Source organism: Arthrobacter sp. Helios, from assembly GCF_023167125.1.
GTDB classification, from domain to species: Bacteria; Actinomycetota; Actinomycetes; order Actinomycetales; family Micrococcaceae; genus Arthrobacter_B; species Arthrobacter_B luteolus.
In genome coordinates this window covers 2,674,192-2,699,511 of sequence record NZ_CP095402.1, presented here as the reverse complement: position 1 = coordinate 2,699,511, position 25,320 = coordinate 2,674,192, and the positions used below count along the sequence as shown (strand labels likewise).

Here is a 25,320-nt window from a genome sequence, read left to right as displayed (position 1 = left end):
CGTGTCCTGCCCGGGACAACACAGCTGGCACCCTCCCCGCCAGGGGAAGGTGCCAGCCGTGTGTCGGGGGTATTCCGTTGAAGGCTCAAGTGCCGTGAGAGAATTGCGCCCATGACCGAACCGCAGTCCGCTCCCGCCCGCTGGCTCACTCCGGAGGAGCGGCAGGCATGGCTGGCCCTCTATGCCGTGGCTACCCGGCTGCCCGGAACCTTGGACGCCGACCTGTTCAAGCGGGCCCGGATCACGCTCTTCGACTACCACGTGCTGGCCATGACCTCGGAATCCCCGGAGAAGCAGCTGGCGATGAGCGAGCTCGCCCTCCGGTCCAACGCCTCCCTGTCCCGTTTGTCCCATGTGGTGAAGAAGCTTGAGCAGCGGGGCTGGATGCGCCGGTTCCCGTCTCCGAAGGACGCCCGGGTGACGACGGCGGCGATCACCGAGGAGGGGATGGCCGCTCTCGTGGAACTGGCGCCGGGGCACGTGGAGTCCGTCCGCAACGCCGTCTTTGACGCCCTGGACGAGGATGATGTGGCAGACCTCGCGCGGATCGGCGGCAAGATCCTGACCCTGCTTGATCCGGCCTCGGCCCGCCCGTGCACCCCAACCGAAGGACCCTGAATGCGCCAGCCGAAGGTACTGACCATCATTCTCGCCGGAGGAGCCGGAGGCAGGCTGGGAAGCCTGACCGATACCCGGGCGAAACCGGCCATGCCCGTGGGCGGGTCCTACCGGCTGATCGATGTGCCGCTCTCCAATCTCCACAACTCCGGGCTCAGCGACGTCTGGATCGTCGAGCAGTATGAACCGAAGTCCCTGAATGACCATCTGGTCAGTGGGCGTCCGTGGGACCTGGACCGGACGAACGGAGGGCTGCGGGTGCTGCCGCCCTACCAGGACTCCGAAGGCGGGGGGTTCGCCCAAGGCAACGCCGATGCCCTGTACCGGCAGGCGGACTACATCCGCGAATACGATCCGGACCTGGTCCTCGTGCTCAGCGCAGACCACCTCTACCGGCTGGACTACCGCGATGTCATCGCCACCCATCTCGAGGCCGCAGCTGCCCTGACCGTGGTGACCTACCGGATCAGCAACAATCCTTCGGACCACGGCGTGGTCGAAACCAGCGGCGGCGTTGTCACGGGCTTTGAATACAAGCCGGAGAAACCCCGGACGGACCTCATCACGGCGGAGATTTTCCTTTACGACGCGGGAGCCCTGCTGACGAGCCTGGATGAGCTCGTGGAGCGCGACGGCCAGCTGGAGGATTACGGCGACCAGCTGCTGCCGTATTTTGTGGAGAGGGAAAAGGTCGTTGAGCATCGGCTCGAAGGCTACTGGCGGGACATGGGGACGCCGGAGAGCTACCACCAGGCGCACATGGACCTGCTGGACGGGCACGGAATGGTGTTCGATGACCCGGCCTGGCCCATTCTTTCGGCAACTCCCCGCCGGCTGCCGGCCTTCATCGGGGCAGCAGCCCGGGTGGAGACGAGCCTGCTGGCGCCCGGATCCAGGATCGACGGCGCCGTCTCCCGCAGCGTGGTGGGACCGGACTGCGACATCGAGCCCGGAGCGGAAGTGCACGGCTGCGTCCTGCTCGACGGCGTGCGGGTCAGCAGCGGCGCACGGCTGAGGAACATGGTGGTGGATTCCGGTGCCGTGATCGGCGGGGCAACGGACCTGGACGGAGCCGCTGAAGACCCTGAAACGGGAATAGCTGTGGTGACCGCCACAGGCGCGCTGGAGAAGCCGTCAGCCTAACCGGCGCCGTCCGCCCCGGTTTGGCTCAAACGCGCCGGGCGTCTAGGATAGGAAGGCGTTAAGTCACGCCTATGATCTGGTTCGCTCCTCACCGGTGCGGAGCAGAACATTTGCGTGGCCGCCCGTGTAAACCTAGAATTGAAGGCTGTCACAGCAGTTTGCCGTGACTACCTGAACTTCACCGTCTTCCCCGCGGCGAGGCACTTCGGCTGGATCTCACCCCGCCAGGTCAACCTCCGGAAAGTCGCAGTAATAACGGTGTCAAAACTGGTGGCGGGACGCTCTTTATTGCAGGTGCCATGGCGGCATCGCCTTGGTGCTTGTTTTTTGAGGACCGTCATATTTACTACAACTGGAGGAGAGATCATGGCAGCTTACTGCCAGGTAACCGGAGCTATTCCCGGCTTTGGTCACAGCATTTCGCACTCGCACCGACGCAACAAGCGCCGGTTCGACCCGAATATTCAGAAGAAGCGCTACTGGGTTCCGTCCCTGCGCCGTAACGTGACGCTGCAGGTTTCTGCACGCGGCATCAAGACGATCGACGTCCGCGGCATTGACGCTGTCGTCACCGACCTCCTTGCGAAGGGTGTGAAGCTCTAGTGGCAAAGGACAAGGACGTACGTCCGATCATCAAGCTTAAGTCGACCGCCGGCACCGGGTACACGTACGTGACCCGCAAGAACCGTCGTAACGACCCGGACCGTATGGTCCTGAAGAAGTACGACCCGAAGATCCGCCAGCACGTCGAATTCCGTGAGGAGCGCTAAGAATGGCAAAGAAGTCCAAGATTGCCCGCAACGAGCAGCGCAAGGTTGTCGTTGAGCGCTACGCTGCGAAGCGCCTCGAACTGAAGAAGACCCTGGTTGACCCGAACGCAACCGACGAAGCACGGGAAGCTGCACGCCTCGGCCTGCAGAAGCTGCCCCGCAACGCTTCACCGGTGCGCCTGCGCAACCGTGACCAGATCGACGGCCGCCCCCGGGGTACCCTCCAGAAGTTCGGTATCTCCCGTGTGCGTTTCCGCGACATGGCACACGCCGGCGAACTGCCCGGCATCAAGAAGTCCAGCTGGTAAGCACCGCTTTCCACGCCTGAAAAGGGCGGCAACCTTTGAGGTTGCCGCCCTTTTTGCGTACCCTGCGGCCCTCGGTATGTACAACCCGCCCAAATTTGGGAAAAAACCCGAAAAAACCCCGAAAACCCGCGGTTTTCAGCGCGATTTGGGCCGCCAAGCTGGTAAGTTTTCGAACAGAGGCGGTTACGCATCCGTGAACCGCTCGCGCTAAACACCAGAGTCCAGGAGGACATAAATTGGCTATGAACCGCAGTGAACTTGTTGCCGCAGTCGCAGAAAAGTCCGGCAACAGCCAGACCGCCGTTAACGGCGTGCTCGATGCCGTCTTCGACATCTTCGCAACCTCCGTTGCCAACGGCGAAAAGATCACCATCCCGGGCTGGCTTGCTGTTGAGCGCACCGACCGCGCCGCTCGCCAGGGCCGCAACCCGCAGACCGGCGAAACCATCCAGATTCCGGCCGGCCACAGCGTCAAGCTGACCGCAGGCTCGAAGCTGAAGGCTGCTGTCTCCAAGAAGTAAGACCCCGCAGTCCTGGGACGGGGCCGGTGCCGGAAGGTGCCGGTCCCGTCCTGTTTTTTACCGATGTCTACGGGCGGGCTGAACCACCGCCGGCCTGTATATGGCCGGTGATTGGCCCAATTTTTACAAGGGGTAGAGAATAGATAGCGTGCCAAACACTGCCAAGACCCAGAACACGCTGCCGGGCCGTCCCACCGGTTCCGAATCCGTGCCCGGCAACCCCGCTCGAAACGGCTGGCTGGCCGCAGGGATAGGCGTAATGGTCCTGGCTCTGGTCACAGCACTCCTCTTCACCGGCGCTGCGGCCGCCGCCCAGCTTTCGGACCCCGGAGCGCTTACGCGCTGGGGACTTCCGGTAGCCAAGGCCATCCAGAACGGCGCAGTCGCGACAGTGATCGGCGCCCTGGTGTTCGCCGTCGTCATCCTGCCTAAACATGCCGGCCCGCGCCGGGGCAGGGGAGAACGGGAAGCCCGGCCGGAACACCCAGCCTTCACCCAGACCATGGCCCTGGCCGCCGGTGCCGCCGCCGTCTGGACCATCTCCGCCATCGGTGTGCTGCTGTTCACCTATTCGGATGTCTCCGGGCTGCCGCTAAGCCCGGACCCGTCCTACACCGAAGGGCTAGCGTCCTTCCTTACCGATTTCTCCACCGGCCGCGCGTGGCTCGCCGTGAGCATCATTGCGGCCGTGGTCACGACCCTCACCTTCGGCGTCCGGTCCCTTACCGGGCTGGCGCTCACTGCTGTGCTGGCGGTTGGCGGCCTGCTTCCCATGGCCCTGGTGGGACACGCCGCCGGCGGGGACGATCACAGTGCCGCGGTTAACTCGATCGGGCTGCATCTGCTCGGCGTCTGCCTGTGGATCGGCGGGATCATCGTCCTGGCCGTGATTGCCAAGCATCTGGGAGACATGACCGGCGCCGTTCTCCGCCGCTTCTCCGCACTGGCGCTGTTTGGCTTTGTCCTGGTGTCAGTGTCGGGAATCGTCAACGCATCCCTGCGCATCACCTCCCTGGAACAGCTCGACTCCCGCTGGGGCGGACTGGTGATTTTCAAAGTCGCTGCCACCGTCGTCCTCGGCATTATTGGTTTCCTGCACCGCCGGTGGATTATTCCGCGCCTTCCAGTCCAGGCGACGGGGGCCGGTGCGAACAAGGGCGTTCCCGCGGACACCGCCGGCAGCCTGAGCGCCCGCCGGGTGCTGTGGCAGTTCGTCGGAGTGGAACTGCTGATTATGGCAGCCATCTCCGGTGTGGCGGCGGCCCTGGCCCGCACGGCGCCGCCGCGGCCGGAAGAGCTTCCGCCCAACGCCACTCCTGCCCGCATCCTCACCGGCTACGATCTGCCCCCTGAGCTGACGCCGGAACGCTACCTCACGGAATGGCGCCCCGACTGGCTTTGGATCGCCATCGCCGTCACCCTGGCCGTGGCGTACGTCCTCGGAGTGATCAAGCTCTACCGGCGCGGAGACAAGTGGCCGATCGCCCGGGTCCTCTCCTGGTTCGTTGGCCTCATCGCCTTGACCTATGTCACCTCCGGAGCTCCGACGGTCTACGGCATGGTGCTGTTCAGCACCCACATGCTCGGGCACATGTCCCTCTCCATGGTCATCCCGCTCTTCCTGGTGCTCGGCGGACCCGTCGCCCTGGCGCTGAAGGCGCTGACTCCCCGCACGGACGGCAGCCGGGGCCTGCGCGAATGGATCCTGATCGGAGTGCACTCGCGCTGGTCCAAGATCATTACGCATCCGATTTTCGCCGCCGTGAACTTCGCCGGGTCGATCGTGATCTTCTACTACTCGGAGGCCTTCGGCTTTGCGCTGCGCCAGCACGTGGGCCACGAGCTGATGGTGCTGCACTTCCTGCTGGCGGGGTACATCTTTGTCCTGACGATGATCGGGATCGATCCGCTGCCCACCCGCGCGCCCTACCCGCTCCGGCTGCTGATCCTGCTGGCCACCATGGCGTTCCACGCCTTCTTCGGCGTAGCTGTCATGGGACAGACCTCGCTGATCCAGGCGTCCTACTTCGGAAACATGGGCCGCGACTGGGGCCTGAGCGCCCTGGCCGACCAGCAGCTGGGCGGCGCCATCATGTGGGGCGTCGGGGAAATCCCGACCGTCCTGGTCGCGATCGGCGTCGCCATTGGGTGGTCACGTTCGGATGCACGTGAAACCAAACGCAAGGACCGGGCCGCGGAACGGAATAATGACGCGGACCTGACGGCTTACAACAATATGTTCGCCCAGCTGGCCGAACGCGATGCAAGGACAGACCAAGGAGAACATCGATGACTGAAACGGTGCGAGCCGGATACCGCGTCCGGGCTTCCGAGCTTGAGGGCCGCAACTGGCTCAACACAGGCGGGAAACAACTGGGGCTGGAAGACCTCCGCGGGAAGATCGTCATCCTGGATTTCTGGACGTTCTGCTGCATCAACTGCCTGCATGTGCTGGACGAGCTGCGGCCGCTGGAAGCGAAGTACTCCGACGTCCTGGTGACGGTGGGCGTCCACTCACCCAAATTCGAGCATGAAGCCGACCCGGTTGCCCTGGCCGCCGCCGTCGAACGCTACGAAATCCAGCACCCGGTGCTGGATGACCCGGAACTTGCCACCTGGCAGGCCTACACTGCCCGTGCCTGGCCGACCCTTGTGGTCATTGACCCGGAAGGCTACATCGTGGCTCATCTCTCCGGAGAAGGCCACGCAGCCGGCCTGGAGTCGCTGGTGGCCGAGCTCATTGCCGAACACGAGGCGAAAGGAACCCTGCACCGCGGCGACGGCCCGTACGTTCCGGCCGAAGCAACTTCTGGCGACCTGCGGTTCCCCGGCAAGGCAGTAGCCCTTCCGGAGGGCACCTTCCTCGTGACGGACACCGGACACCACCGGCTGGTGGAACTCGAAGCAGACCTTAGAACCGTCCGCCGCGTCATCGGCGAAGGCACCAAAGGATGGCGGGACGGCGACGCCGGGACCGCACGGTTCAACGAACCGCAGGGCCTGGCCGTGCTGCCTGCTGCCGTCGCGGAAACCCTGGACTACGACGTGATCGTGGCGGACACCGTGAACCACCGGCTCCGGGGCGTGAACCTGGCTACCGGTGCCGTCACCACGGTGGCGGGCAACGGGGTTCAGCGTTTGCTGGACGCAGAGAACCAGCCCGCGGAACAGCCCACCGAACTGGGCACCGACCCGCTGGGCACCTCGCTGTCCTCGCCGTGGGACGTCCTCTGGTCCACGGCTCTGGGCAAGGCCGTCGTCGCGATGGCCGGCACCCACCAGATCTTCGGCTTCGACCCTGCCACCGGTGCCCTGAGCATCCTCGCCGGCACCGGCCTGGAAGGACTCCTTGACGGGGACGGCGACGCCGCATGGTTCGCACAGTCTTCCGGCCTGGCCCAGGACGCCGACGGCGCCATCTGGGTGGCGGACTCGGAAACCTCCGCCCTGCGCAAACTCACGTTCGACACTTCGGGTGACCGGGCTGCCGTGACCGTGGAAACCGCGATCGGTGCGGGGCTGTTCGACTTCGGCTTCCGCGATGGCGACGCCGCCGAGGCCCGGCTGCAGCACCCGCTGGGCGTTGCGGTACTGCCGGACGGCTCGGTGGCTGTCGCGGACACCTACAACGGTGCGGTCCGCCGCTACGACCCGGCCACCCGCACCGTCTCCACTCTGGCCCGAGGCCTGGCAGAGCCCTCCGGGGTCCTGCTGGACACCACGGCGGAGGAACCGCTTCTGGTGGTGGTGGAAGCCAACAAGCACCAGCTGGTTCGCCTGCCGGTCCCGAAGGAAGCCCAGTCCGTGGACGAAGGCGCCCGGCAGACGAAGCGCCCCAAGACGGCTATTGAGGCAGGACCGCTGGGCTTGACCGTCCGCTTCTCCGCCCCCAAGGGCCAGAAGCTGGATGACCGCTGGGGGGACCCGACGCAGCTGAAAATCTCCGCTTCGCCGGAGGAACTGCTGGTTTCGGGCGGCGGTACCGCCATCGGCCTGGTCCGTGAACTGGTGCTCTCCGACACCGTCAGCGAAGGCGTCCTGCACATCACGGCCCGCGCCGCGGCCTGTGACGGTGAACCCGGCGGTGAGATCCCGGACCACGCCGCTTGCCACCTCTACCAGCAGGACTGGGGAATTCCCGTGATCGTGCAGCCGGGCGGGGAAACAGAACTCACCTTGGACCTGCGCGGCCTGGACTAAACCCGGGCCTGCCCACCCGGAACAGCAGAAAGCGCCGCCTCCACGATCCCTGGAATCCAGGTCCTGGAAGCGGCGCTTTCGGCGTTGTGGGAAAGCTATTCGATAACGGCCGTGAGGCTGATGTCCTGGCCATTGACTGACAGCCGGGCTCCAAAGGAGAACTCCTTCTCCTCCACCAGCGGGCTCTGGGCGCCGGAGAACAGGTCCGTCTGGGTTGCGGTGACCCGCGCCGTGCCCTGCAGCGGAGCCAGCACCCAGTGGCCGTCGGCGGGAGAAATCTCCACGGTGGGGTACTTCGTGATTTCCCAGGTGATGGGCGGCTCCACCCGGTTATTGGTCAGGTGGTAGAACGGGCACCCGGCAGGGGCCAGCCGGTTCTGCTCGCCGGCACAGCTGTCCAGGAACTCGTGCACCCGCGCGTCAACGGCTTCAACCAGCTCCGGGGTTGCCTGGCTGCGGAGCGTCAGGTCCAGCGACCCTGACGGGGCAGCCAGTACCCCGGTCTGCTCCGGAGCTTCGAAATAGCCGCTGGTGAAGGACGCGGCGACCCGGGATGGGTAGAACGCTGCGAAGGTGTTGCTGCCCTCGGGCAAGGCGACCCGGGCACCGTTCAGCTCGGCCTCGTTCTGGTTCGCCGCGCTGACCCGGACCCCGGGGAGCGTGGTTGGCCGGAAGGACCACTGGTCGAAGAACATCCAGCGGGTACCGGTCTTCTCCAGCTGGAACGTGGATTTCTCCTCGGTATCGTCCAGCCGGTAGCTGACCACTACATCCGTCCGGTCATCGACGGCTGTCTCGACTTCCGCGATATCCAGCACCTCGAGCCCCGCCGTTGAGTTCCGCAGCGCATCGCCGTCCAGCAGGACGGCATTGGCCTCAGGCACTTCGGCGTTCAGCAGCCCAAGGGCCTGGGCGCCGTTGCCGTCCTGCAGGGCCTGGAGATAGTTCTCCACCTGCTTGCCAGGGCCGTACGCCTTGGCGTTAACGAGCCAGATCACGACGACGGCGGCCGCGATGGTGAGCATGAGGGCGGTGAGCCAGATGGCCACTGCCTTAATTACCGGTGATGTTCCCTGCACGCTCTTACGTTACCTGTACGGCGCGCAGAGGGCAGACCCGGCCTGCCGCGGAGCTGCGGCTGGCCGGGCGCTGGACTGCCTTTGCTGTTGTCTAGGACTCGGCCGGGGTGGCTGCAGCCTGCTGGAGCTCTTCCTTGGCCATCGCGATTTCCTCGGCCCGGCGGGCATTGGCTTCCTCGGTCAGCTCGGCACCGGCTTCCGGGTCCCTGGTCAGGTTCTCCCCGCTCTCCGGGTCGAAGAGATGGATCTTGCGGGTATCGAGCCACAGCTCGGCTTCGCGTCCGCCGCGCACCCGGCTGGCGGCGTCGAGCGTCACCACGACCTGGGGCCGCAGCTCCTCAGCGTCCATGTCCCGTGCCAGGTTGTCCAGAAGCTCCCGCACCTCGGGGGTCGGATCGAAGTGGATGTAGCCGTACTGTTCATTGCCGAGCCACTCGGTGTGTGTGATGTGGGCCTTGAACGTTGAACCGTGCTGCTTCTTGTGTTCTTCGACCAAGGAGGCATCCTCGAAGAACTCGGGGCGGATACCCACCAGGACAACCTGCTTCCCTGCGGCCTTGGCTGCCTTTTCCTCGGGGATCCGGATGTCTCCGACGGCCGTCTCAAGGATGTTTCCGTCCTTGAACGTCGCCGGAAGGAAGTTCATCGACGGGGATCCGATGAAGCCGGCCACGAAGAGGTTGACGGGCTGTTCGTAGAGTTCGCGCGGCGAGGCGACCTGCTGGAGGATGCCCTTCTTCAGCACGGCAACGCGGTCCCCGAGCGTCATGGCCTCGGTCTGGTCGTGCGTGACGTAGACGCTGGTGACCCCGAGCCGGCGCTGCATCTGCGAGATTTCCGACCGCATCTGCCCGCGGAGCTTGGCGTCCAGGTTGGAGAGAGGCTCGTCGAACAGGAACGCGTCGGCCTGGCGGACGATTGCCCGGCCCATCGCCACCCGCTGGCGCTGGCCGCCGGAGAGGTTGCCGGGTTTCCGGTCCAGGTGCTCTGTCAGTTCCAGGGTGTCCGCGGCCTCGCGGACGAGCTTTTTCACCTGCTCGTCTGAGTATTTGCCCTTGTTCAACCGCAGGGGGAAAGCGATGTTCTCGTACACGGTCAGGTGCGGGTACAGGGCATAGTTCTGGAACACCATGGCGAGATTGCGGTCGCGGGGCGCCTTGTCATTCACCCGTTCCCCGTTGATCAGGAGGTCGCCGGAGGTGATGTCCTCCAGACCCACGATCATCCGCAGCAGGGTCGACTTGCCGCAGCCCGACGGCCCGACGAGGATGATGAACTCGCCGTCGGCAATGTCCAGGCTGACGTCATTGACGGCAGGGAAGCCGTCGCCGTACTTCTTGACGAGGTTCTTGAGGGTAATCGATGCCATGCTCATGGCTCCTTTTCTTTTACCGTGCGTCCGGGGCTAGCCCTTGACGGCGCCCTGGGTTAGTCCGGAAACAATCTGCCGCTGGAACAGCAGCACCAGTACAACGACCGGGATGGTCACAATGATCGCCGCTGCGGAAATTGCTCCCGTGGGCTGCTCGAACTGGGACGCGCCGGTGAAGAATGCCAGCGCTGCCGGAACCGGGCGTGCCGCAGAGGTTGATGTCAGTGATATGCCGTAGACGAAGTCGTTCCACGCGATGAAGAAGGCGATGATCGCCGTCGTAAAGACTCCGGGGGCGGCGAGCGGAATGATCGCCTTCCGAAAGGCCTGCCAGGTGGTCGCTCCGTCCACCTGGGCGGCCTGTTCCAGTTCCCAGGGGATCTGCCGGAAGAACGCGGCCAGCGTCCAGATGGAGATCGGCAGTGTGAGGGACAGATAGGGAATGATCAGGCCCAGCCAGGTGTCGTAGAGGCCGATGTTCCGCCAGAGGTTGAACAACGGGGTCACGATGGAGATGACCGGGAAGATCGAGACACCCAGCGCTGTCGTCAGCACCAGCCGCTTGCCGGGGAAGTCCAGCCGGGCAATCGCGTAGGCGCACAGCGTGGCCAGCACGACGGCGATCACGGTGGCGATCAGGGCGATTCCGATGGAGTTCCGCAACGCCGAAAGGAAGAGTTCCTGGGCGTCGCCGACCAGGATCTGTTCGTAGTTCACGGTGGACCAGGTGCTGGGCAGGAAGGTGCCGGAGGTTAGGTCGCTGGGGAGCTTGAACGAGGTCGCGAAGATGGAGGCGACCGGAAAGAGCGCGTAGATAACGACCAGGATGGAGATGATCGTCCAGGTGAGGCGTCTGCGGATCGGTGACGACTTCATTTAATTGCCCCCTCGTGCGCCGGTCAGGTCCACCTTGAAGAGTTTGATCGCAATGAAACAGATGATGATCACGCACAGGAAGAGCAGGACGGAGATGGCGGACCCCATACCGATCTCCAACCGGGTAATCGATGTGCGGTAGGCCAGCAGGGAGAGTGTTTCCGTACCGTAAGCGCCCTTGGTCATGATGTAGACGTTGTCGAAGATGCGGAACGCGTCCAGCGCCCGGAACAGCACGGCAACCATGATGGCGGCTTTCATGTTCGGCACGATCACCCGGGAGAAGCGCTGCCACCAGGTGGCGCCGTCGACCTCTGCGGCTTCAGTCAGTTCGCCCGGAACCTGTGCCAGGCCCGCCAGCAGCAGCAAGGAGATGAACGGGGTGGTCTTCCAGATTTCCGAAGCCATGATCACGGTGATGGCCGTGCCGAAATCGGCGAACCAGTTCAGATCGGGGCTGATTCCCGGCACCCAGTCGAACCAGTGGTTGACGTAGCCGGAGTTGATGTCAAAAGCGTAGAACCAGGCGAACGCCGAGACCACGGTGATGATGCCGTAGGGCACCAGGATGGCAGTGCGGAGCCAGCCGCGGATGGACTTCAGCGCACTGTTCATGATCATGGCCAGGATGAAGCCAAGGACAAGCTCAATGACCACGGTGACCACGGTGATCAGCAGCGTAACGCCCAGGTCCCGCCACCACACGGAATCCGTCAGGACGGTGATGTAGTTGCCGAAGAACACGAATGTGCGGTCATCCGGTGCAGTGAGCCGGTATTTGAATAGGGAGTCGTAGAAGGCCAGGAGAATCGGGTAGGCAGTGACCGCCAGCATGATGATGAAGGCGGGGCCGGCCAGCCAGAACCCGAGCCGGCGTTCGCTGCGTGCGCGGTCGCTGAGTTTTTGCCGGGGCGGTTTCGGGCTGCCGCCCTCGGCGGCGGCACGTGTCTCGACGGACGTACTCATAGCAGCCTCTCTCCCTTCAGGACCGCAAGAATGAACTCCTGGCTAGTGGCGGGGGTTGTGTCCGGGTTGACGTCCGACGGCGGCGTCCAGGTCTGCTGGATGCCGGTGGAGATTTCGTTGTAGTACGGCGTCTGGGGACGGGGCTTGGCTAGCTGGAGGGATTCCTGGATGGTGCCGGCCATCGGGAAGGTCTCCAGTGCCGTGGGATCGTTGTACGCCTCGGTATTCGACGGCGGGTTGCCGTTGGTCTGGAAGTAGTAGGCCTGATTTTCCGGACTGACGATGCACTCGATGGCCTCGTAGGCGAGATCCGGGTGCTTGCTCTTGGACCCGACGGCGAGGTCGATTCCACCCAGCGGGGGAGCGGTCTCCTCGCCCTCGTTGACCTGTGGATAGAGGGCCCAGCCAATGTCGTCCACGAGCGACTGCGGCAGTGTGCCCTCCGTGACAGCCGCATTGGTTGCGGGCCAGACAAAGGGGTAGTTCACCATAAACGCGCCCTTCTCGCCCTGGAACTGGATCATGGAGAAGTTTTCCGTCTGCGTGGGCAAGCCGGGTCCGCCCAGCCCGTCCTTGCCGATAGTGGAGACAATCTCGGCGGCTTTGTTCCCGGCTTCGGAATCAATTCCCAGCTCGATTTCGTCGGCGGGAGCATCAGGGTTCTCCACGATCTGTCCGCCGGCCGATTCGATCAGTGCGTTGACCCAGACGGTCATCGACTCGGCCCGGGCGCCCTGCACGCTGAGGTACTTGCCCTGTTCCCGGACGGCGTTGATGAGCTGGTCCCAGGTGACAGGCTGGGTCATGTCCAGACCGGCGGCTTCAGCCACTGACTTCCGGTACCAGAGGATCTGTGTGTTGGCCCAGAACGGGACCGCCACCACTTCGCCCTTCCAAGTGGCTCCCGTCAGGGCGCCTTCCACCACGTTCTGCGTGGTGCGTTCGAGGACATCTTCCGGAATGGGCGCCAGGTAGCCGGGCTCGGCGTACTCCGGGACATTCGGCGGGTCCAGGCTCATGATGTCCATGGTCGTGTCGCCGGCGGCCAGGCGCCGGGCGAGCTGTTCACGCTGTGACGCAGCGTCGTTCGGGAGCAGCGACGTTTCGATGGTGTAGGCGCCACCGGACTGGTCCGTGCACCGCTTGGCGAGTTCGGCCTGGCCGCCGTCGTCGGGGTTGATGTACCAGGTCAGGGTAGGTGCGGAGCCCGCATCGGAACTGCAGCCGGCCAGCAGGGTGGCACCTACTGCGAGGGCGAACCCCGCGGCTGCAGACTTCCTCATCCAGGGTCTGCCGTGATGTGTAGCGTCTTTTGGCATTGGTGTATGCCTCCACCTCGTCGTAGGCACGGACTGAGTGATTTTCCGCGAAAGGCTGCAATCCTCAGCAACCTTTCGACCGACCCTATGCCTTTACGCCCTATTGCGCCACAGTTCACATGGGAAACACGTGTAACCACAGGTGGCAGCCGCAGTCAGCGGTATATCCCCGGGGCAGAACCGGGGTATGCAAGGTGGTCCTCAGCCGGCAGGCGTGGCCAGCGGTGGGCGCTCGGTCCCGGGAGTGAGGGCTTCCGCGGGGTCCGTGCCCATGGCGAGGATGCGGTTCTCCGCATCGACATGCACCACGGTGGGGATGAAGGCCCGTGCTTCTTCGGTGCTCATGTCGGCGTAGGTAATCAGGATGACGGTATCGCCGATGTTCACCAGGTGGGCAGCGGCACCGTTGATGCCGATCACGCCGCTCCCGCGCTCTCCCGCGATGGTGTAGGTCTCCAGCCGGGAACCGTTATCCACGTCGACGATCGCGACCAGTTCTCCGGGAAGGATGTCGGCGGTATCGAGGAGGTCCAGGTCCACGGTCACGGAGCCCACGTAGTGGAGATTGGAATGCGTGACGGTGGCACGGTGGATCTTGGACTTAAACATTTTGCGGTTCATGGCTGTACAAGTGTACGCCTGAACGAATGCCGGCGGAGCGGCCGGAACAGCGGTTCGGTGCCGGGGTCCACCGGCGCCGCAGTTGCGCCGCGGGAGGTCTGGTGAAGCCAGAAGAAGGGGAAATTGGAGCGGGCGACGGGAATCGAACCCGCGTATCGAGCTTGGGAAGCTAGCGCTCTACCATTGAGCTACGCCCGCAAGGCCGGTGAAGCACCGGCACAGGAAACCACTTTACATGCCTTCAGCACCACCAGCACAACGCGGTGCCGCGGGCCGTTTCCCTACTCGGGTGCCCGGGCTTCCCCGTTTCCCTTGCGGGCGCGGTCCACCAGCTCCCGCCAGCGTCCCTGCAGGGATTCCTCGGGGATGGTGACTGCGGCTTTTCCCACGCTGATTTCGTAGGTAAACCGGTCGGGCACGTTTTTTTGGGTGTCGGCGGACGGCGGGTCCTGAAGCAGGGGAAGCCAGCGTTCTTCGGCCTCCTGGGAACTCACCTCACTGCTCCACGTGCGCGTCATGCCTGCGATCCCGCCGCTGCGCACCACAACCAGTCTCATACCACGACGTTAACCTCTTTCCACGCTGCCTGCACAGCAGAACTTTCTGCGCCTCCGGCACCGTAGCGTTTTTCCGCCGCCGTGACTGTCGCCGCCGCGAAGAGACTGAAGGTGCAGTCTGCGGGAAAGTTCGGTTCGGTGATGGTGTCGTACCAGATCTGCCCGGCGCGTTCCCAGGCGTAACCGCCTAGCCGGGAGGCAGCCAGGTAGAACGCCCGGTTGGGGATCCCGGAGTTGAGGTGCACCCCGCCGTTGTCGGCGCTGGTTTCCACGTAGCCCGACATGTCCGCGGGCTGTGGATCCTTGCCCAGCACGTCGTCGTTATAGGCAGTGCCCGGAGCGGACATGGACCGGAGCCCCCGGCCGCTGACCGCGGGTGTGAACAGGCCCTCGCCGATGAGCCAGGATGCTTCCCCGGCGGACTGGCCGAGGAATTTCTGTTCCACCAGCGCACCGAACACGTCGGAGACCGACTCGTTCAGCGCGCCGGCCTGGCCCCGGTAGACCAGCCGGGCGGTGTACTGGATAACGCCGTGGGCCAGCTCATGGCCGATGACGGTCAGGGACTTGCTGAAGCGCTCAAAAACTTCGCCGTCTCCGTCGCCAAGCACCATCTGATTGCCGTCCCAGAACGCGTTGTCATAGTCGCGTCCGTAGTGGACGGTGGCGTGGAGCGGGCGGCCGGCGCCGTCGACCGAGGAGCGGCCGTACGCGTCGCTGAACAGGTTGTAGGTTGCACCCAATCCGTCGTAGGCCTCGTCCACGGCCGGATCAGACGTGGGCGGCGCGCCTTCCGTCCGGACCGGAATGCCGGGCAGCTCCTGCTTCTGCCCGGCATCGAAGACGGTGCGGCGCAGCTTTGGCGTGAGCGCGGTTCCCGATCCAGGGACCGGCGCGGTGCGGCGCTGCATCCGGGATTCAACTACGGCAGGTTGTTCCAGCAGCGTCCGCTTGGCCGCGTCCGCCGCCGCAGCGAGGCGGTCCGGGTGTTCGGCTATCCGGGCCAGCAGATAGGGCGGGACTATGGAGCAGGACGTCGGGGATTTCGCTGAGCAGGTCACGTTACAGCCCTCCATCTGTAGTGAGGTTCCCCAGACTAGACGGCGCCACCCCCACGGCAAGGCAGGACCCGGCAAAACCGGGTCCTGTTATCCATAAGGCAACCAAAACAATAATGCTGTAAGACTGCTGCCCGCCTGGGCGGGTGCTGCACGGGAGGCTAGTCGGCAGCGGTTTCGGGTCCGGTGCTTCCAGCGGCATTGTCAAAAGCGGCGACGACGGCGGCCACGCCTTCCGGTCCCAGCTCCAGGCCCAGCGAATTGCCGGGGTTGATCGCCAACCCGTACCCGGGTGCGATGCTGCGCAGGGTTGCTTCCCCTGATGCCTTCACCATGATCGGGGCCGTGTCGCGGATGCGCTGCGGAATGCGCTGGGCTTCCGTGAACGTTGCCGCAACCGGGGCTGCGCCTTCGGGGGACTTCAGGACGAGTGCCTGGAAACTGGCCGGATCATCCTCCTCCGTCAGGCGGCCGACGCTGAGAAGATCCGCGTTCCAGATCGCCGCAATCACGTCCTGGTTGCTGATCTCACCGGCCTGGCCTGCTTGGATGGCTTCTTCAAGGGCGGTAGCCGGAGCGGGGGAGTTCGCCGGGCTTCCTTCGGTCTCGCCTGCTCCGGGGGTGCTGCCGGGCTCGTTCTCCATGGGGACTCCTTGGGAGGGTGGGGTGCGTTTACGCCAGTCTTCCACAGCCGCGCCGAGGCACAGAAGCGCTCCATCGGGGCTGGCGTTACCGTAGGGTCAGCGAAACCGGGCAGCGCGTCCCGGCACCCCACCAGGGAAACGCTGACAAGGCCGACAACGCAGACGGAGCAGCGATGAGCGTAGACAAAAATACCCGGCACCTGGAGCCGGGAATTGAGCGGGACTTCAGCGCGAAGATGAGTTACGGATCCTATCTGGGACTCGACGAGCTCCTCTCCGCCCAGCACCCGGTCAGCAGCCCCGTCCACCACGACGAAATGCTGTTCATCATCCAGCACCAGACCTCCGAGCTGTGGCTGAAACTGGTGCTGCATGAGCTGCGCGGGGTCCGGGTGCGGCTGATGGCGGATGACCTGCGGGCAGCGATGAAAGGCATCGCCAGGATCAAGCACATCCAGCGCTCGCTGACGGAGCAGTGGTCCGTGCTGGCCACGCTGACGCCGTCGGAGTATGCGGAGTTCCGCGGTGATCTCGGGGCATCCTCCGGATTCCAGTCTTATCAGTACCGCGGGGTTGAGTTCCTGCTGGGCAATAAGAACGCTGCCATGCTGGACGTCTTCGCCGCCGACCCGCTGGCGCAGGAGCTGCTGGCCGAACTGCTGGAGCAGAGCAGCATCTACGACGAGTTTATCCGGGCACTGCACCGCAGGGGCTACGCCGTCGGGCCGGAGCTGCTGGACCGCGACGTCAGCCAGGCCCACGTCTATGACGAAACCCTGATGCACGTTTTCCGTGAAGTGTATGAACAGCCCGCAGCCAACTGGGACGTCTACGAGGCCTGCGAGGAGCTGGTGGACCTGGAGGACAATTTCCAGCTCTGGCGCTTCCGGCACCTGCTCACCGTGCAGCGGACCATCGGCATGAAGCGCGGCACCGGGGGCTCCTCCGGTGCCGGCTTCCTGCGCAGCGCCCTTGACCTGACGTTTTTCCCGGAGCTTTACGCAGTCCGCACGGAAATCGGCCAGGGATGAGGATGCGCTATTTTTAGAAGGTGCTGATATCTGACCGCGACATTCGAGCCGAAATTTCTGACGGGCGCATCGTCCTGGATCCTTACGACCCCGCGATGGTCCAGCCCTCCAGCGTCGACGTCCGGATCGACCGGTATTTCCGGCTCTTCGATAACCACAAGTACGCGCACATCGACCCCTCCCTGGACCAGCCGGACCTCACCCGTCTGGTGGAAGTGGCGCCGGATGAGCCGTTCATCCTGCACCCGGGGGAATTCGTGCTGGGGTCCACGTATGAAAGCGTCACCCTGCCCGACGACGTCGCTGCCCGGCTGGAGGGCAAGTCTTCCCTGGGCCGCCTCGGCCTGCTGACCCACTCCACTGCGGGGTTCATCGACCCCGGGTTCTCCGGGCACGTGACCCTGGAGCTCTCCAACATGGCGACCCTGCCGATCAAACTCTGGCCCGGCTCGAAGATCGGCCAGCTGTGCTTCTTCAAGCTCAGCTCACCCGCCGAATACGCCTACGGAACCGGTGTCTATGGCAACCGGTACCAGGGCCAGCGGGGCCCGACGGCGTCGCGCAGCCACCTGAACTTCCACCGCACCAGCATCTAGGGAGCGCGGCGGGACGGCCGCAGCCGGGCTGGCGGCTTTCCCAACCCGGCGGCAGCTGAAGCCGCGCTGGAGGACTTCGACGGCGCCGCGCGCCAGCCGGTTGCCCGGGCCGAGCAGCCCGGGACCTCCGCGCAGGAGCTAGACCTCGGGCACCACTGCCCGGGGCGTCCGGTCCGGAGCCCGGACCGGCAGCAGGGCGAGCAGGCCCAGGGCCAGGACCAGCAGAATGCCGATGATCCCGTAGCGCTGCGCGCCGAAGATCGTGATGAAGATGGCGAACAGCGACGGCGCCAGGAAGCTCACGGCCCGTCCGGTGGTGGCGTACAGGCCGAACAGCTCCCCTTCTTCACCCTCCGGGGAAAGGCGGGTCAGGAAAGCACGTGATGCGGACTGGGCCGGCCCCACGAACAGGCACAGTGCCAGACCGAAGATCCAGAAGGTCGTGTCACCGCTCCAGGTGAGGCCGAAGAGGTCCGCCTCCTCCGGGCCAAGCGCCGCGATGGCCGAACCGGCCACCAGCAGGCCGGTCAGGGATCCCACGATGACGGGTTTGGGGCCGATGCGGTCGTCGAGGAAACCGCCGGCGAAGGCGCCGGCCGCTGCGACGACGTTGCCGAAGATGGCGAACATGATGACCTGCGGGAGATCCCAGCCGAACGTTCCTGCGGCGATCACGCCGCCGAAGGTAAAGACGGCAGCAAGTCCGTCACGGAACACGGCGCTGGCCATGAGGAACCAGATGGTGTGCGGGCTGGTTTTGTAGATCGCCTTAATCCGCCGGAACAGCAGGCCGTAGGACGCAAAAAAGCCCAGCTGGGCCGCCCTGGTCCGCGGAACCTCCGGCACGGTGAAGAAGATGGGCAGTGAGAAGACCAGGAACCAGACCGCGGAAAACACGGCCACCGCGCGGATGTTCTGGCCATTCTCGGACGTGACACCGAACCAGCCGACGTCCGGGTTGATGAAGCCGATGAGGACCAGGGCCAGCGCGGCAATACCTCCGACATAGCCCATCGCCCAGCCGAACCCGCTGACCTTGCCGACGGTGCCCGGTGTGGAGACCTGCTTGAGCATCGCGTAGTAGTTCACGTTGGCGAATTCGAAGAACACATTGGCCAGGGCGATCAGCGCGACACCCAGCAGCAGGAAATCCGGACTGGGATAGACAAAAAAACACAGGCCCGTAGCGGCGCAGACGGCAAGGGTGTTGACCGCAAGCCACAGTTTCCGCCGGCCCCCGGCGTCTGAACGCTGCCCCGTCACCGGTGCCAGCAAGGCCACGAGGATGCCGGCGATGGCCAGGGCGGTGCCCAGCACTGCCGAGGCCCGGGCCTCACCGCCAAACGGGGCGGAGGTCAGATAGACAGTGAAGACGAAGGTGGTCATCACGGCGTTGAAGGCCGCCGACCCCCAATCCCACGAAGCCCACGCCCAGATCTCCCGCCGCCGGACGGCAGCCGGTATTCCTGCAGGTCCGGGCGTTGTATGCGTCATTGATGCCATGATCCAGATGCTAGCCCGCAACGGCCTTATTAACGCGGAGAGGCACGGGAATATTCCATGGCAGGGCGACACCCCGCGAATGTGCCCGGGCGTATGCCAAGGGTAGAATAAATACAGTCCCTTGCCCGCAACGTTGATAACTAAAGCTGTGTTCTGACCTGTAAACCCTTTGAGAACCCGGGAGATCTAACGTGCTAGTTGTGCTCACCGTCTTGTTCACGGTGGCATTAGCAGCGCCGTTATTCTTCCGCTGGTTTGGTCGTTCAGCCTTCTACATCCTGGCTGCAGTTCCGGCAGCGGCGTTTATCTGGCTCATGTCCACCTTCCCCGCGTATACCGGGGCAGACCAGTCACTTTCTTCCGGCGCTCCGAACGCGCCGCCGTCCGTAGTCATCCCCTGGATTCCGGACCTCCGGGTAGAGCTGGCCTTCCGCATGGACGCATTGTCTGCGGACCTGTCCATCCTGATCCTCGGAGTCGGCTCGCTGGTCCTGTTCTACTGCGCCCGCTATTTCCGCCCGGAAGATCCGAAGATGGGCGCGTTCGGTTCACAGCTGCTGGCCTTCGCCGCAGCGATGTTCGGCCTCGTTACGGCAGATGACCTGATCCTGCTGTTCATCTTCTGGGAACTGACCACCATCCTTTCCTACCTGCTGATCGGCTATGCGGCACACCGGCTTTCAGCCCGCCGCGCAGCGCTCCAGGCATTGATCGTCACCACCTTCGGCGGACTGGCGATGCTGGTTGGAATGATCATGCTCGGATCGGTCGCAGGCACCTACCGGATTTCCGAAATCATGGCGATGGCGCCGGAGCTCGTTGCCAGCGGCGTGATCGTTGACATCGCGATCGTGCTGATGCTGGTCGGCGCGGTCTCCAAATCCGCGCTGCTGCCGTTCCACTTCTGGCTGCCCGCCGCGATGGCCGCGCCCACTCCCGTCAGTGCCTACCTGCATGCGGCGGCGATGGTGAAAGCCGGTATTTACCTGGTGGCACGCCTGGCGCCGGGATTCTCCGAGACTGCCTACTGGAGCGCCGTCATCTCGGTGCTCGGCCTGGCTACGCTGCTGCTCGGAGGCTGGCGGGCGCTGCGCCAGCACGACCTTAAGCTGATGCTGGCATATGGAACGGTGAGCCAGCTCGGCTTCCTCACCCTCGTGGTGGGGCTGGGCAACCGGGAGGCCGCGGTTGCCGGGATCGGGCTGCTGCTCGCGCACGGGTTCTTCAAAGCCACCCTGTTCCTGGTCGTTGGCATCATTGACCACCAGGCCGGCACCCGTGACATCCGCAAACTCTCCGGGGTGGGTCGCTCCGCTCCGCTCCTGGCCATCGTGGCCGCGGTCGGTGCCGCCTCGATGGCGGGACTGCCGCCGCTGATCGGTTTCGTGGCGAAGGAATCGGTCTACGAGACCTACGTCCACTACGCCGAGCAGCAGAACAATCTCACGGGCTGGATCCTGCTCATTGGCGTCGTAGCCGGAGCCGTCCTGACCTTCGCGTACAGCTGCCGGTTCCTCTGGGGCGGGTTCGCCACGAAGAAGTCCTGCGAGCCCACCGCATTCAAGCAGGTCCCGTGGCCGTTCCTGGCTCCGCCCGCGATCCTCGCTGTTGTGACCATTTTCTTCGGCCTGTGGCCGCGGCCGCTGGACACGGTCATCACGCCCTATGCGGATCTTTACCCGCTCGACGGCGAGGCGACGCACCTGGCCCTGTGGCACGGACTTACCCTGGCCCTTGGGCTGACCGCCGTCACCATCGCCGCCGGACTGCTGCTGTTCTGGCAGCGCGAACGGGTGGAACGGCTCCAGACGCTCACCGCCAGCCCGCTGGATGCAGAACGCTCCTACCGCGGCCTCATCGGCCTGCTTGATGACGCCGCCGTCTGGGTCACCGGCCGCACCCAGCGTGGTTCGCTGACCTTCTACCTCTTCGTGATCCTGAGCATGGCGATTATCAGCCCGCTCGCCGCCGTGATCTTCCGCGGCGCCCAGATGCCGGAGAACTTCCACTGGTTCGATTCCCCGGTGCAGGCCGTGATCGGCGCCGCCGTGGTGATCGGCGCCCTCGGCGCTGCCCGGGCGAACAAACGCTTCCTCGCCGTGCTTATGGTCAGCGTCAGCGGCTACGGCATTGCCCTGATCTTTGCCCTGCAGGGTGCACCGGACCTGGCCCTGACACAGATGCTGGTGGAGACGATCGTCCTGGTCGCCTTCGTGCTGGCGCTGCGCTCCCTTCCGGCCCGGCTGTGGAAACGCGAGCCCACCGGCCAACGGATGCTGCGGGCCCTGCTGGGAATCAGCTTCGGCGCAGCCATGGTGCTGTTCGCGATGTCAGCGATGGCCTCCCGGGTGGCCGAACCGATCTCCCTTGCCTATCCCGAACTGGCTTATGAGGGCGGCGGCGGGCTCAACATCGTCAACGTCACCCTGGTGGACATCCGCGCCTGGGACACCTTTGGCGAAATCTCCGTGCTGACCATGGCCGCCACCGGCGTTGCCTCCCTGATCTTCATCCGCGGCCGCGGCGACAAGCGGCGCCGTGCCGATGAGATTGCCACCGGTTCGGTGGACCGCGGGCGTGAACACTTCGGCTCCTCCGACCGGGAAGCCGCCACCCTGGCCCTGGCCCGCAAGTTCTCCACGGTGGGACGCGAAGCCTGGCTGGTCGCGGGGCGGACGCTGGCACCCGAACGGCGGTCGATCATTTTCGAAGTGATCACCCGACTGCTCTTCCACTCGGTGATCATCTTCTCCATCTACCTCCTGATTGCCGGGCACAATGCCCCGGGCGGCGGATTCGCCGGCGGCCTGATGGCAGGCCTGGCGCTGACCATCCGCTACCTGGCCGGCGGCCGGTTCGAGCTGGCTGAAGCGACCCCGGTCAGTGCGGGAATGCTGCTGGGCGGCGGGCTGGGCCTCGCCGCGCTCTCAGCTGCGGCGCCGCTGTTCTTCGGCGGCCAGATCCTGCAGACCGCCATCCTCAGTTTTACCTGGCCGGTCTTCGGCGACATCAAGTTCGTCACCTCCACGATTTTCGATATCGGCGTTTACCTGGTCGTCGTCGGACTGGTCCTCGATGTGCTCCGCAGCCTCGGCTCGGAGATCGATGAACGCAGCGAAGGCGGCCCCTCCGATGACGAGGACCTGATCGAACCTGAACCGGAACGGCTGGATGCGGAAGGAGTGTCCCGATGAGCGTCAACATCACGCTGCTGCTGATTATGGGGGCACTGTTCGCCGCCGGAATCTACCTGCTGCTCGAACGCAGCCTGACCCGGGTGGTGCTCGGGCTGACCATGATGACCAACGCCACGAACATCCTGCTGCTAACCACCGGTGGGTACGCGGGACTGGCCCCGCTCTTCGGCGCGGACATTCCGCCTGAGGATTACAACGATCCGCTGCCGCAGGCGTTCATCCTCACCTCCATCGTCATTTCCTTCTCCGTGACCGCTTTTATGCTTGGAATTATTTACCGTTCCTGGGTCCTCGGACGCCAGGACGAGGTGCAGGACGACATCGAAGACCGCCGTGTGGCCAGCCAGAGCAGCTACGACGCCGAAGACGACGCCGATGTTCCCGAGGACACGACAGAGTTCACCCCGGCTGAGGAAGCCGAAGAAGCTCCCGGTTCACAGCGCGGACCAGGCACCGAAACGACAGGAGAGGCAAAACGATGAACGCTTCCAGTTTTGCCCCGCTCGCCGTCGTCCTTCCCTTCTTTGGCGCGGCCCTGGCTTTCGTCCTGATCCGGCATCAGCGGTCGCAGCGGATCGTCAGCATCAGTGTGCTGGCCCTGACCCTGCTCCTCGAGTGCTATCTGCTGGCGGCCGTCTGGGAGACCGGCGCGCAGGCCGTGAACATCGGCGGCTGGCTGCCGCCCTTCGGGATCACCATGGTGGTGGACCAGTTCTCCGCCCTGATGCTGGTGGTTTCCACAGCCATCAGCCTCTCGGTGCTGATCTACGCCGCCGGCCAGGGCATGGCCGACGGTGATGAAGACGGGCCCATCTCGATCTTCCACCCGACGTACCTGATCCTCGTGGCCGGTGTGTCCAACGCATTCCTGGCCGGGGACCTGTTCAATCTGTACGTCGGCTTCGAAATCCTGCTCACCGCCAGCTATGTGCTGATGACCCTCGGCGGCACGACCCCGCGCATCCGTGCCGGCGTGACCTACGTCGTCGTCAGCGTCATTTCGTCCCTGCTGTTCCTGATCGCGATCGCCATGATCTACGCAGCCACCGGCACGGTGAACATGGCGGACCTGGCCACGAAACTGGGGGAGCTGGACCCCGGCACGCAGATGATGCTGCACCTGATGCTGCTGGTGGCCTTTGGCATCAAGGCTGCCGTGTTCCCGCTGTCCTTCTGGCTCCCCGACTCCTATCCGACTGCGCCGGCACCGGTCACCGCGGTGTTCGCGGGACTGCTGACCAAGGTCGGTGTGTACGCCATGGTTCGTACCGAGACGCTGCTGTTCCCGGGGGACCGGATCAATACGCTGCTGATGATCGTGGCCGGACTGACCATGCTGGTGGGCATCCTGGGTGCGCTGGCACAGACCGACATCAAACGAATGCTCTCCTTCACCCTGGTCAGCCACATCGGCTACATGGTGTTTGGCCTGGCCGTCGCCTCGGTGGTCGGAATCGGTGCCGCGGTCTTCTACGTGGTGCACCACATTACGGTCCAGACCAGCCTCTTCCTGGTGACCGGCCTGATCGAACGCCGGGGCGGCACCGCCAACATGGACCGGCTCGGCGGATTGGCGAAACTGTCCCCGCTGCTGGCGGTGCTCTACTTCATCCCGGCCATCAACCTTGCCGGGATCCCGCCCTTCTCCGGCTTCCTGGGCAAACTGGGGCTGATGCAGGCCGGCGTCGAGCTCGGAAGCCCGCTGGCCTATGTCCTGGTCGCGGCCAGCGTGCTCACCTCGCTCCTGACCCTGCTGGTGATGGCCCGAGTCTGGAACCGCGCTTTCTGGCGCACGCCGGAAGACGCAGTCCACCCGGACCCGATCCTGCTGGCCACCACCACCGACGGCAGCGCGGTCCGGGACTCCGGCAATGTCCGTGAACACCAGAGCGGGCGCTTTGCCGGCCGTTCCACGGTCAACCTGCTGCCGCGTTCCATGGTCTATCCGACGGTGGGGCTGGTGGCCCTGGGTGTGGCGCTGACGGTGCTCGCGGGGCCGCTCTTCTCGCTCAGCGACAGGGCAGCCCAGGATCTGCTGGACCGGACTCCGTACATCGAAGCCGTCTTCGGTGAAGGGAACGTCGAATGACCAAAAAACCCCGCATGCGCAAGCACCCGCGGATTCCGCTGCTGAAGGAACTGCCGCTGATCATTTGGCTGGTCCTGCTCTGGGGGGCCCTGTGGCAGGACTTCAGCCTGGGCAATCTGGTCTTCGGAGCGATCATCGCGTTCGTGGTCACCAATATCTTCTACCTGCCGCCGGTTGACCTCAGCGGACGGTTCAACATCATTTATGCACTCGGCTTCGGCGTCCGGTTCCTCTACAAGCTGGTGGTTGCCTCGTTCCAGGTGCTGTGGCTGGCCATAGCCCACGGACCCAACATCAGGAACGCCGTGGTGGCCGTCAAGCTGCGCAGCCATTCGGACCTGCTGGTGACAGCCACGGGCCACTCGCTGTCCCTCATCCCCGGTTCCCTGGTGGTGGAAGTGGACCGTTCCACCTCCACGCTCTACCTGCACTGCCTGGGCGTGGACACGCAGGAGGCCGCAGAAAAGGTCCGCGACGACGTCCGGGCGACTGAGTCCTGGCTGATCCGGGCCATGGGAACCAAGGAGGACCTCGCGCTGGTGCGTGCCGAGCAAAAAGACCTCAAGGAACTGCGGAACGGGGAGGTCAGCCGATGACAGTCGTGATCGTTATTGCGGCCATCATGCTCGCCACCGCTGCCGCCGGCGCCATTTTCCGGATTGTCCGCGGACCCTCCATCCTGGACCGCGTGCTGGCAGCGGATGTGCTGCTGGCGATCCTGGGCGGCGCCCTGGTGATTGAGATGGTCATTTACCGCAACCTGGACTACCTGGCCCTTCTGATTGCGATCTCCCTGATCGGCTTCATCGGCTCGGTAACCGTAGCCCGCTTCGTGACGGACAGGAGGTAGCC

The 25,320-nt window shown here is 64.6% G+C and carries 25 protein-coding genes and 1 tRNA gene; 15 read left to right on the top strand and 11 right to left on the bottom strand.

Annotated elements, in window-relative coordinates:
- The first annotated feature begins 111 nt into the window (after positions 1 to 111).
- From ArtHe_RS12220 to ArtHe_RS12185, 8 genes are all read left to right on the top strand, one after another.
- Positions 112 to 618 (top strand): MarR family transcriptional regulator, encoded by a 507-nt coding sequence (locus ArtHe_RS12220; protein ID WP_248317186.1) that lies wholly within the window; start codon positions 112 to 114, stop codon positions 616 to 618.
- On the top strand, positions 619 to 1,761 hold the full coding sequence (locus tag ArtHe_RS12215; protein WP_066296725.1) for a sugar phosphate nucleotidyltransferase: 1,143 nt from the start codon (positions 619 to 621) through the stop codon (positions 1,759 to 1,761).
- Positions 1,762 to 2,127: 366 nt separating this feature from the next.
- Entirely contained in the window at positions 2,128 to 2,364 is a 237-nt protein-coding gene (rpmB, locus tag ArtHe_RS12210) for a 50S ribosomal protein L28 (RefSeq protein WP_066296721.1), read from the top strand.
- Positions 2,364 to 2,531, top strand: coding sequence for a 50S ribosomal protein L33 (gene rpmG, locus ArtHe_RS12205; RefSeq protein ID WP_013602737.1), 168 nt, complete (start codon positions 2,364 to 2,366; stop codon positions 2,529 to 2,531). The genes rpmB and rpmG overlap by 1 nt, the downstream gene beginning before the upstream one ends.
- Before the next feature lie 2 nt (positions 2,532 to 2,533).
- Positions 2,534 to 2,839 (top strand): 30S ribosomal protein S14, encoded by a 306-nt coding sequence (gene rpsN / locus ArtHe_RS12200; protein ID WP_055239038.1) that lies wholly within the window; start codon positions 2,534 to 2,536, stop codon positions 2,837 to 2,839.
- A gap of 236 nt (positions 2,840 to 3,075) precedes the next feature.
- Complete coding sequence (locus tag ArtHe_RS12195; protein WP_066296719.1) at positions 3,076 to 3,360, top strand: HU family DNA-binding protein; 285 nt, start codon at positions 3,076 to 3,078, stop codon at positions 3,358 to 3,360.
- A gap of 259 nt (positions 3,361 to 3,619) precedes the next feature.
- Entirely contained in the window at positions 3,620 to 5,653 is a 2,034-nt protein-coding gene (locus ArtHe_RS12190; RefSeq protein WP_248319788.1) for a cytochrome c oxidase assembly protein, read from the top strand.
- Positions 5,650 to 7,560, top strand: coding sequence for an NHL domain-containing thioredoxin family protein (locus ArtHe_RS12185; RefSeq protein WP_248317184.1), 1,911 nt, complete (start codon positions 5,650 to 5,652; stop codon positions 7,558 to 7,560). Before ArtHe_RS12190 ends, ArtHe_RS12185 begins: the two co-directional genes overlap by 4 nt.
- A gap of 95 nt (positions 7,561 to 7,655) precedes the next feature.
- Here the strand turns inward: ArtHe_RS12185 and ArtHe_RS12180 are convergent, their stop codons facing one another.
- The 10 genes from ArtHe_RS12180 to ArtHe_RS12135 form a co-directional block, all read right to left on the bottom strand.
- Positions 7,656 to 8,639 (bottom strand): hypothetical protein, encoded by a 984-nt coding sequence (locus tag ArtHe_RS12180; protein WP_248317175.1) that lies wholly within the window; start codon positions 8,637 to 8,639, stop codon positions 7,656 to 7,658.
- Positions 8,640 to 8,730: 91 nt separating this feature from the next.
- Positions 8,731 to 10,008, bottom strand: coding sequence for a sn-glycerol-3-phosphate ABC transporter ATP-binding protein UgpC (gene ugpC, locus ArtHe_RS12175; RefSeq protein ID WP_248317169.1), 1,278 nt, complete (start codon positions 10,006 to 10,008; stop codon positions 8,731 to 8,733).
- A 36-nt stretch (positions 10,009 to 10,044) separates the two neighbouring features.
- A complete protein-coding gene (locus ArtHe_RS12170; protein ID WP_248317167.1) occupies positions 10,045 to 10,887 on the bottom strand; it encodes a carbohydrate ABC transporter permease in 843 nt (280 codons plus the stop codon).
- Positions 10,888 to 11,853, bottom strand: coding sequence for a sugar ABC transporter permease (locus tag ArtHe_RS12165; RefSeq protein ID WP_248317165.1), 966 nt, complete (start codon positions 11,851 to 11,853; stop codon positions 10,888 to 10,890).
- Positions 11,850 to 13,136, bottom strand: a complete 1,287-nt coding sequence (locus tag ArtHe_RS12160) for an extracellular solute-binding protein (RefSeq protein WP_248317159.1) — start codon at positions 13,134 to 13,136, stop codon at positions 11,850 to 11,852. Before ArtHe_RS12160 ends, ArtHe_RS12165 begins: the two co-directional genes overlap by 4 nt.
- A 237-nt stretch (positions 13,137 to 13,373) precedes the next feature.
- The gene (panD, locus tag ArtHe_RS12155) at positions 13,374 to 13,793 is read right to left on the bottom strand and encodes an aspartate 1-decarboxylase (RefSeq protein ID WP_248317154.1); all 420 of its coding nucleotides are present in this window, start codon (positions 13,791 to 13,793) and stop codon (positions 13,374 to 13,376) included.
- A gap of 124 nt (positions 13,794 to 13,917) precedes the next feature.
- A tRNA-Gly gene (locus ArtHe_RS12150) sits at positions 13,918 to 13,991 on the bottom strand.
- Positions 13,992 to 14,074: 83 nt separating this feature from the next.
- A complete protein-coding gene (locus tag ArtHe_RS12145; protein ID WP_066296700.1) occupies positions 14,075 to 14,350 on the bottom strand; it encodes a protealysin inhibitor emfourin in 276 nt (91 codons plus the stop codon).
- Positions 14,347 to 15,411, bottom strand: coding sequence for a M4 family metallopeptidase (locus ArtHe_RS12140; RefSeq protein WP_248317152.1), 1,065 nt, complete (start codon positions 15,409 to 15,411; stop codon positions 14,347 to 14,349). The genes ArtHe_RS12145 and ArtHe_RS12140 overlap by 4 nt, the downstream gene beginning before the upstream one ends.
- 158 nt (positions 15,412 to 15,569) lie before the next feature.
- Complete coding sequence (locus ArtHe_RS12135; protein ID WP_248317151.1) at positions 15,570 to 16,052, bottom strand: SseB family protein; 483 nt, start codon at positions 16,050 to 16,052, stop codon at positions 15,570 to 15,572.
- A gap of 173 nt (positions 16,053 to 16,225) precedes the next feature.
- Here ArtHe_RS12135 and ArtHe_RS12130 point away from each other — a divergent pair, with 173 nt between their 5' ends.
- Together ArtHe_RS12130 and dcd are read left to right on the top strand one after the other, a co-directional pair.
- Positions 16,226 to 17,083, top strand: a complete 858-nt coding sequence (locus ArtHe_RS12130) for a tryptophan 2,3-dioxygenase family protein (RefSeq protein WP_248317150.1) — start codon at positions 16,226 to 16,228, stop codon at positions 17,081 to 17,083.
- Between the two features lie 20 nt (positions 17,084 to 17,103).
- Positions 17,104 to 17,679: a dCTP deaminase gene (gene dcd / locus ArtHe_RS12125; protein ID WP_066296690.1), complete on the top strand. Its 576-nt coding sequence runs from the start codon at positions 17,104 to 17,106 to the stop codon at positions 17,677 to 17,679.
- A 138-nt stretch (positions 17,680 to 17,817) separates the two neighbouring features.
- Here the strand turns inward: dcd and ArtHe_RS12120 are convergent, their stop codons facing one another.
- Positions 17,818 to 19,173, bottom strand: coding sequence for an MFS transporter (locus ArtHe_RS12120; protein WP_248319787.1), 1,356 nt, complete (start codon positions 19,171 to 19,173; stop codon positions 17,818 to 17,820).
- 200 nt (positions 19,174 to 19,373) lie between these two features.
- Here ArtHe_RS12120 and ArtHe_RS12115 point away from each other — a divergent pair, with 200 nt between their 5' ends.
- From ArtHe_RS12115 to ArtHe_RS12095, 5 genes are read left to right on the top strand one after another with little or no spacing between them, the layout of a single operon-like run.
- Complete coding sequence (locus tag ArtHe_RS12115) at positions 19,374 to 22,376, top strand: Na+/H+ antiporter subunit A (protein ID WP_248317142.1); 3,003 nt, start codon at positions 19,374 to 19,376, stop codon at positions 22,374 to 22,376.
- Positions 22,373 to 22,861: a Na(+)/H(+) antiporter subunit C gene (locus tag ArtHe_RS12110; RefSeq protein ID WP_066296682.1), complete on the top strand. Its 489-nt coding sequence runs from the start codon at positions 22,373 to 22,375 to the stop codon at positions 22,859 to 22,861. Before ArtHe_RS12115 ends, ArtHe_RS12110 begins: the two co-directional genes overlap by 4 nt.
- Complete coding sequence (locus ArtHe_RS12105; protein WP_066296680.1) at positions 22,858 to 24,468, top strand: Na+/H+ antiporter subunit D; 1,611 nt, start codon at positions 22,858 to 22,860, stop codon at positions 24,466 to 24,468. Before ArtHe_RS12110 ends, ArtHe_RS12105 begins: the two co-directional genes overlap by 4 nt.
- Entirely contained in the window at positions 24,465 to 25,064 is a 600-nt protein-coding gene (locus tag ArtHe_RS12100) for a Na+/H+ antiporter subunit E (protein WP_248317133.1), read from the top strand. Before ArtHe_RS12105 ends, ArtHe_RS12100 begins: the two co-directional genes overlap by 4 nt.
- On the top strand, positions 25,061 to 25,318 hold the full coding sequence (locus ArtHe_RS12095) for a monovalent cation/H+ antiporter complex subunit F (RefSeq protein WP_248317131.1): 258 nt from the start codon (positions 25,061 to 25,063) through the stop codon (positions 25,316 to 25,318). The genes ArtHe_RS12100 and ArtHe_RS12095 overlap by 4 nt, the downstream gene beginning before the upstream one ends.
- The last annotated feature ends 2 nt before the right edge of the window (positions 25,319 to 25,320 follow it).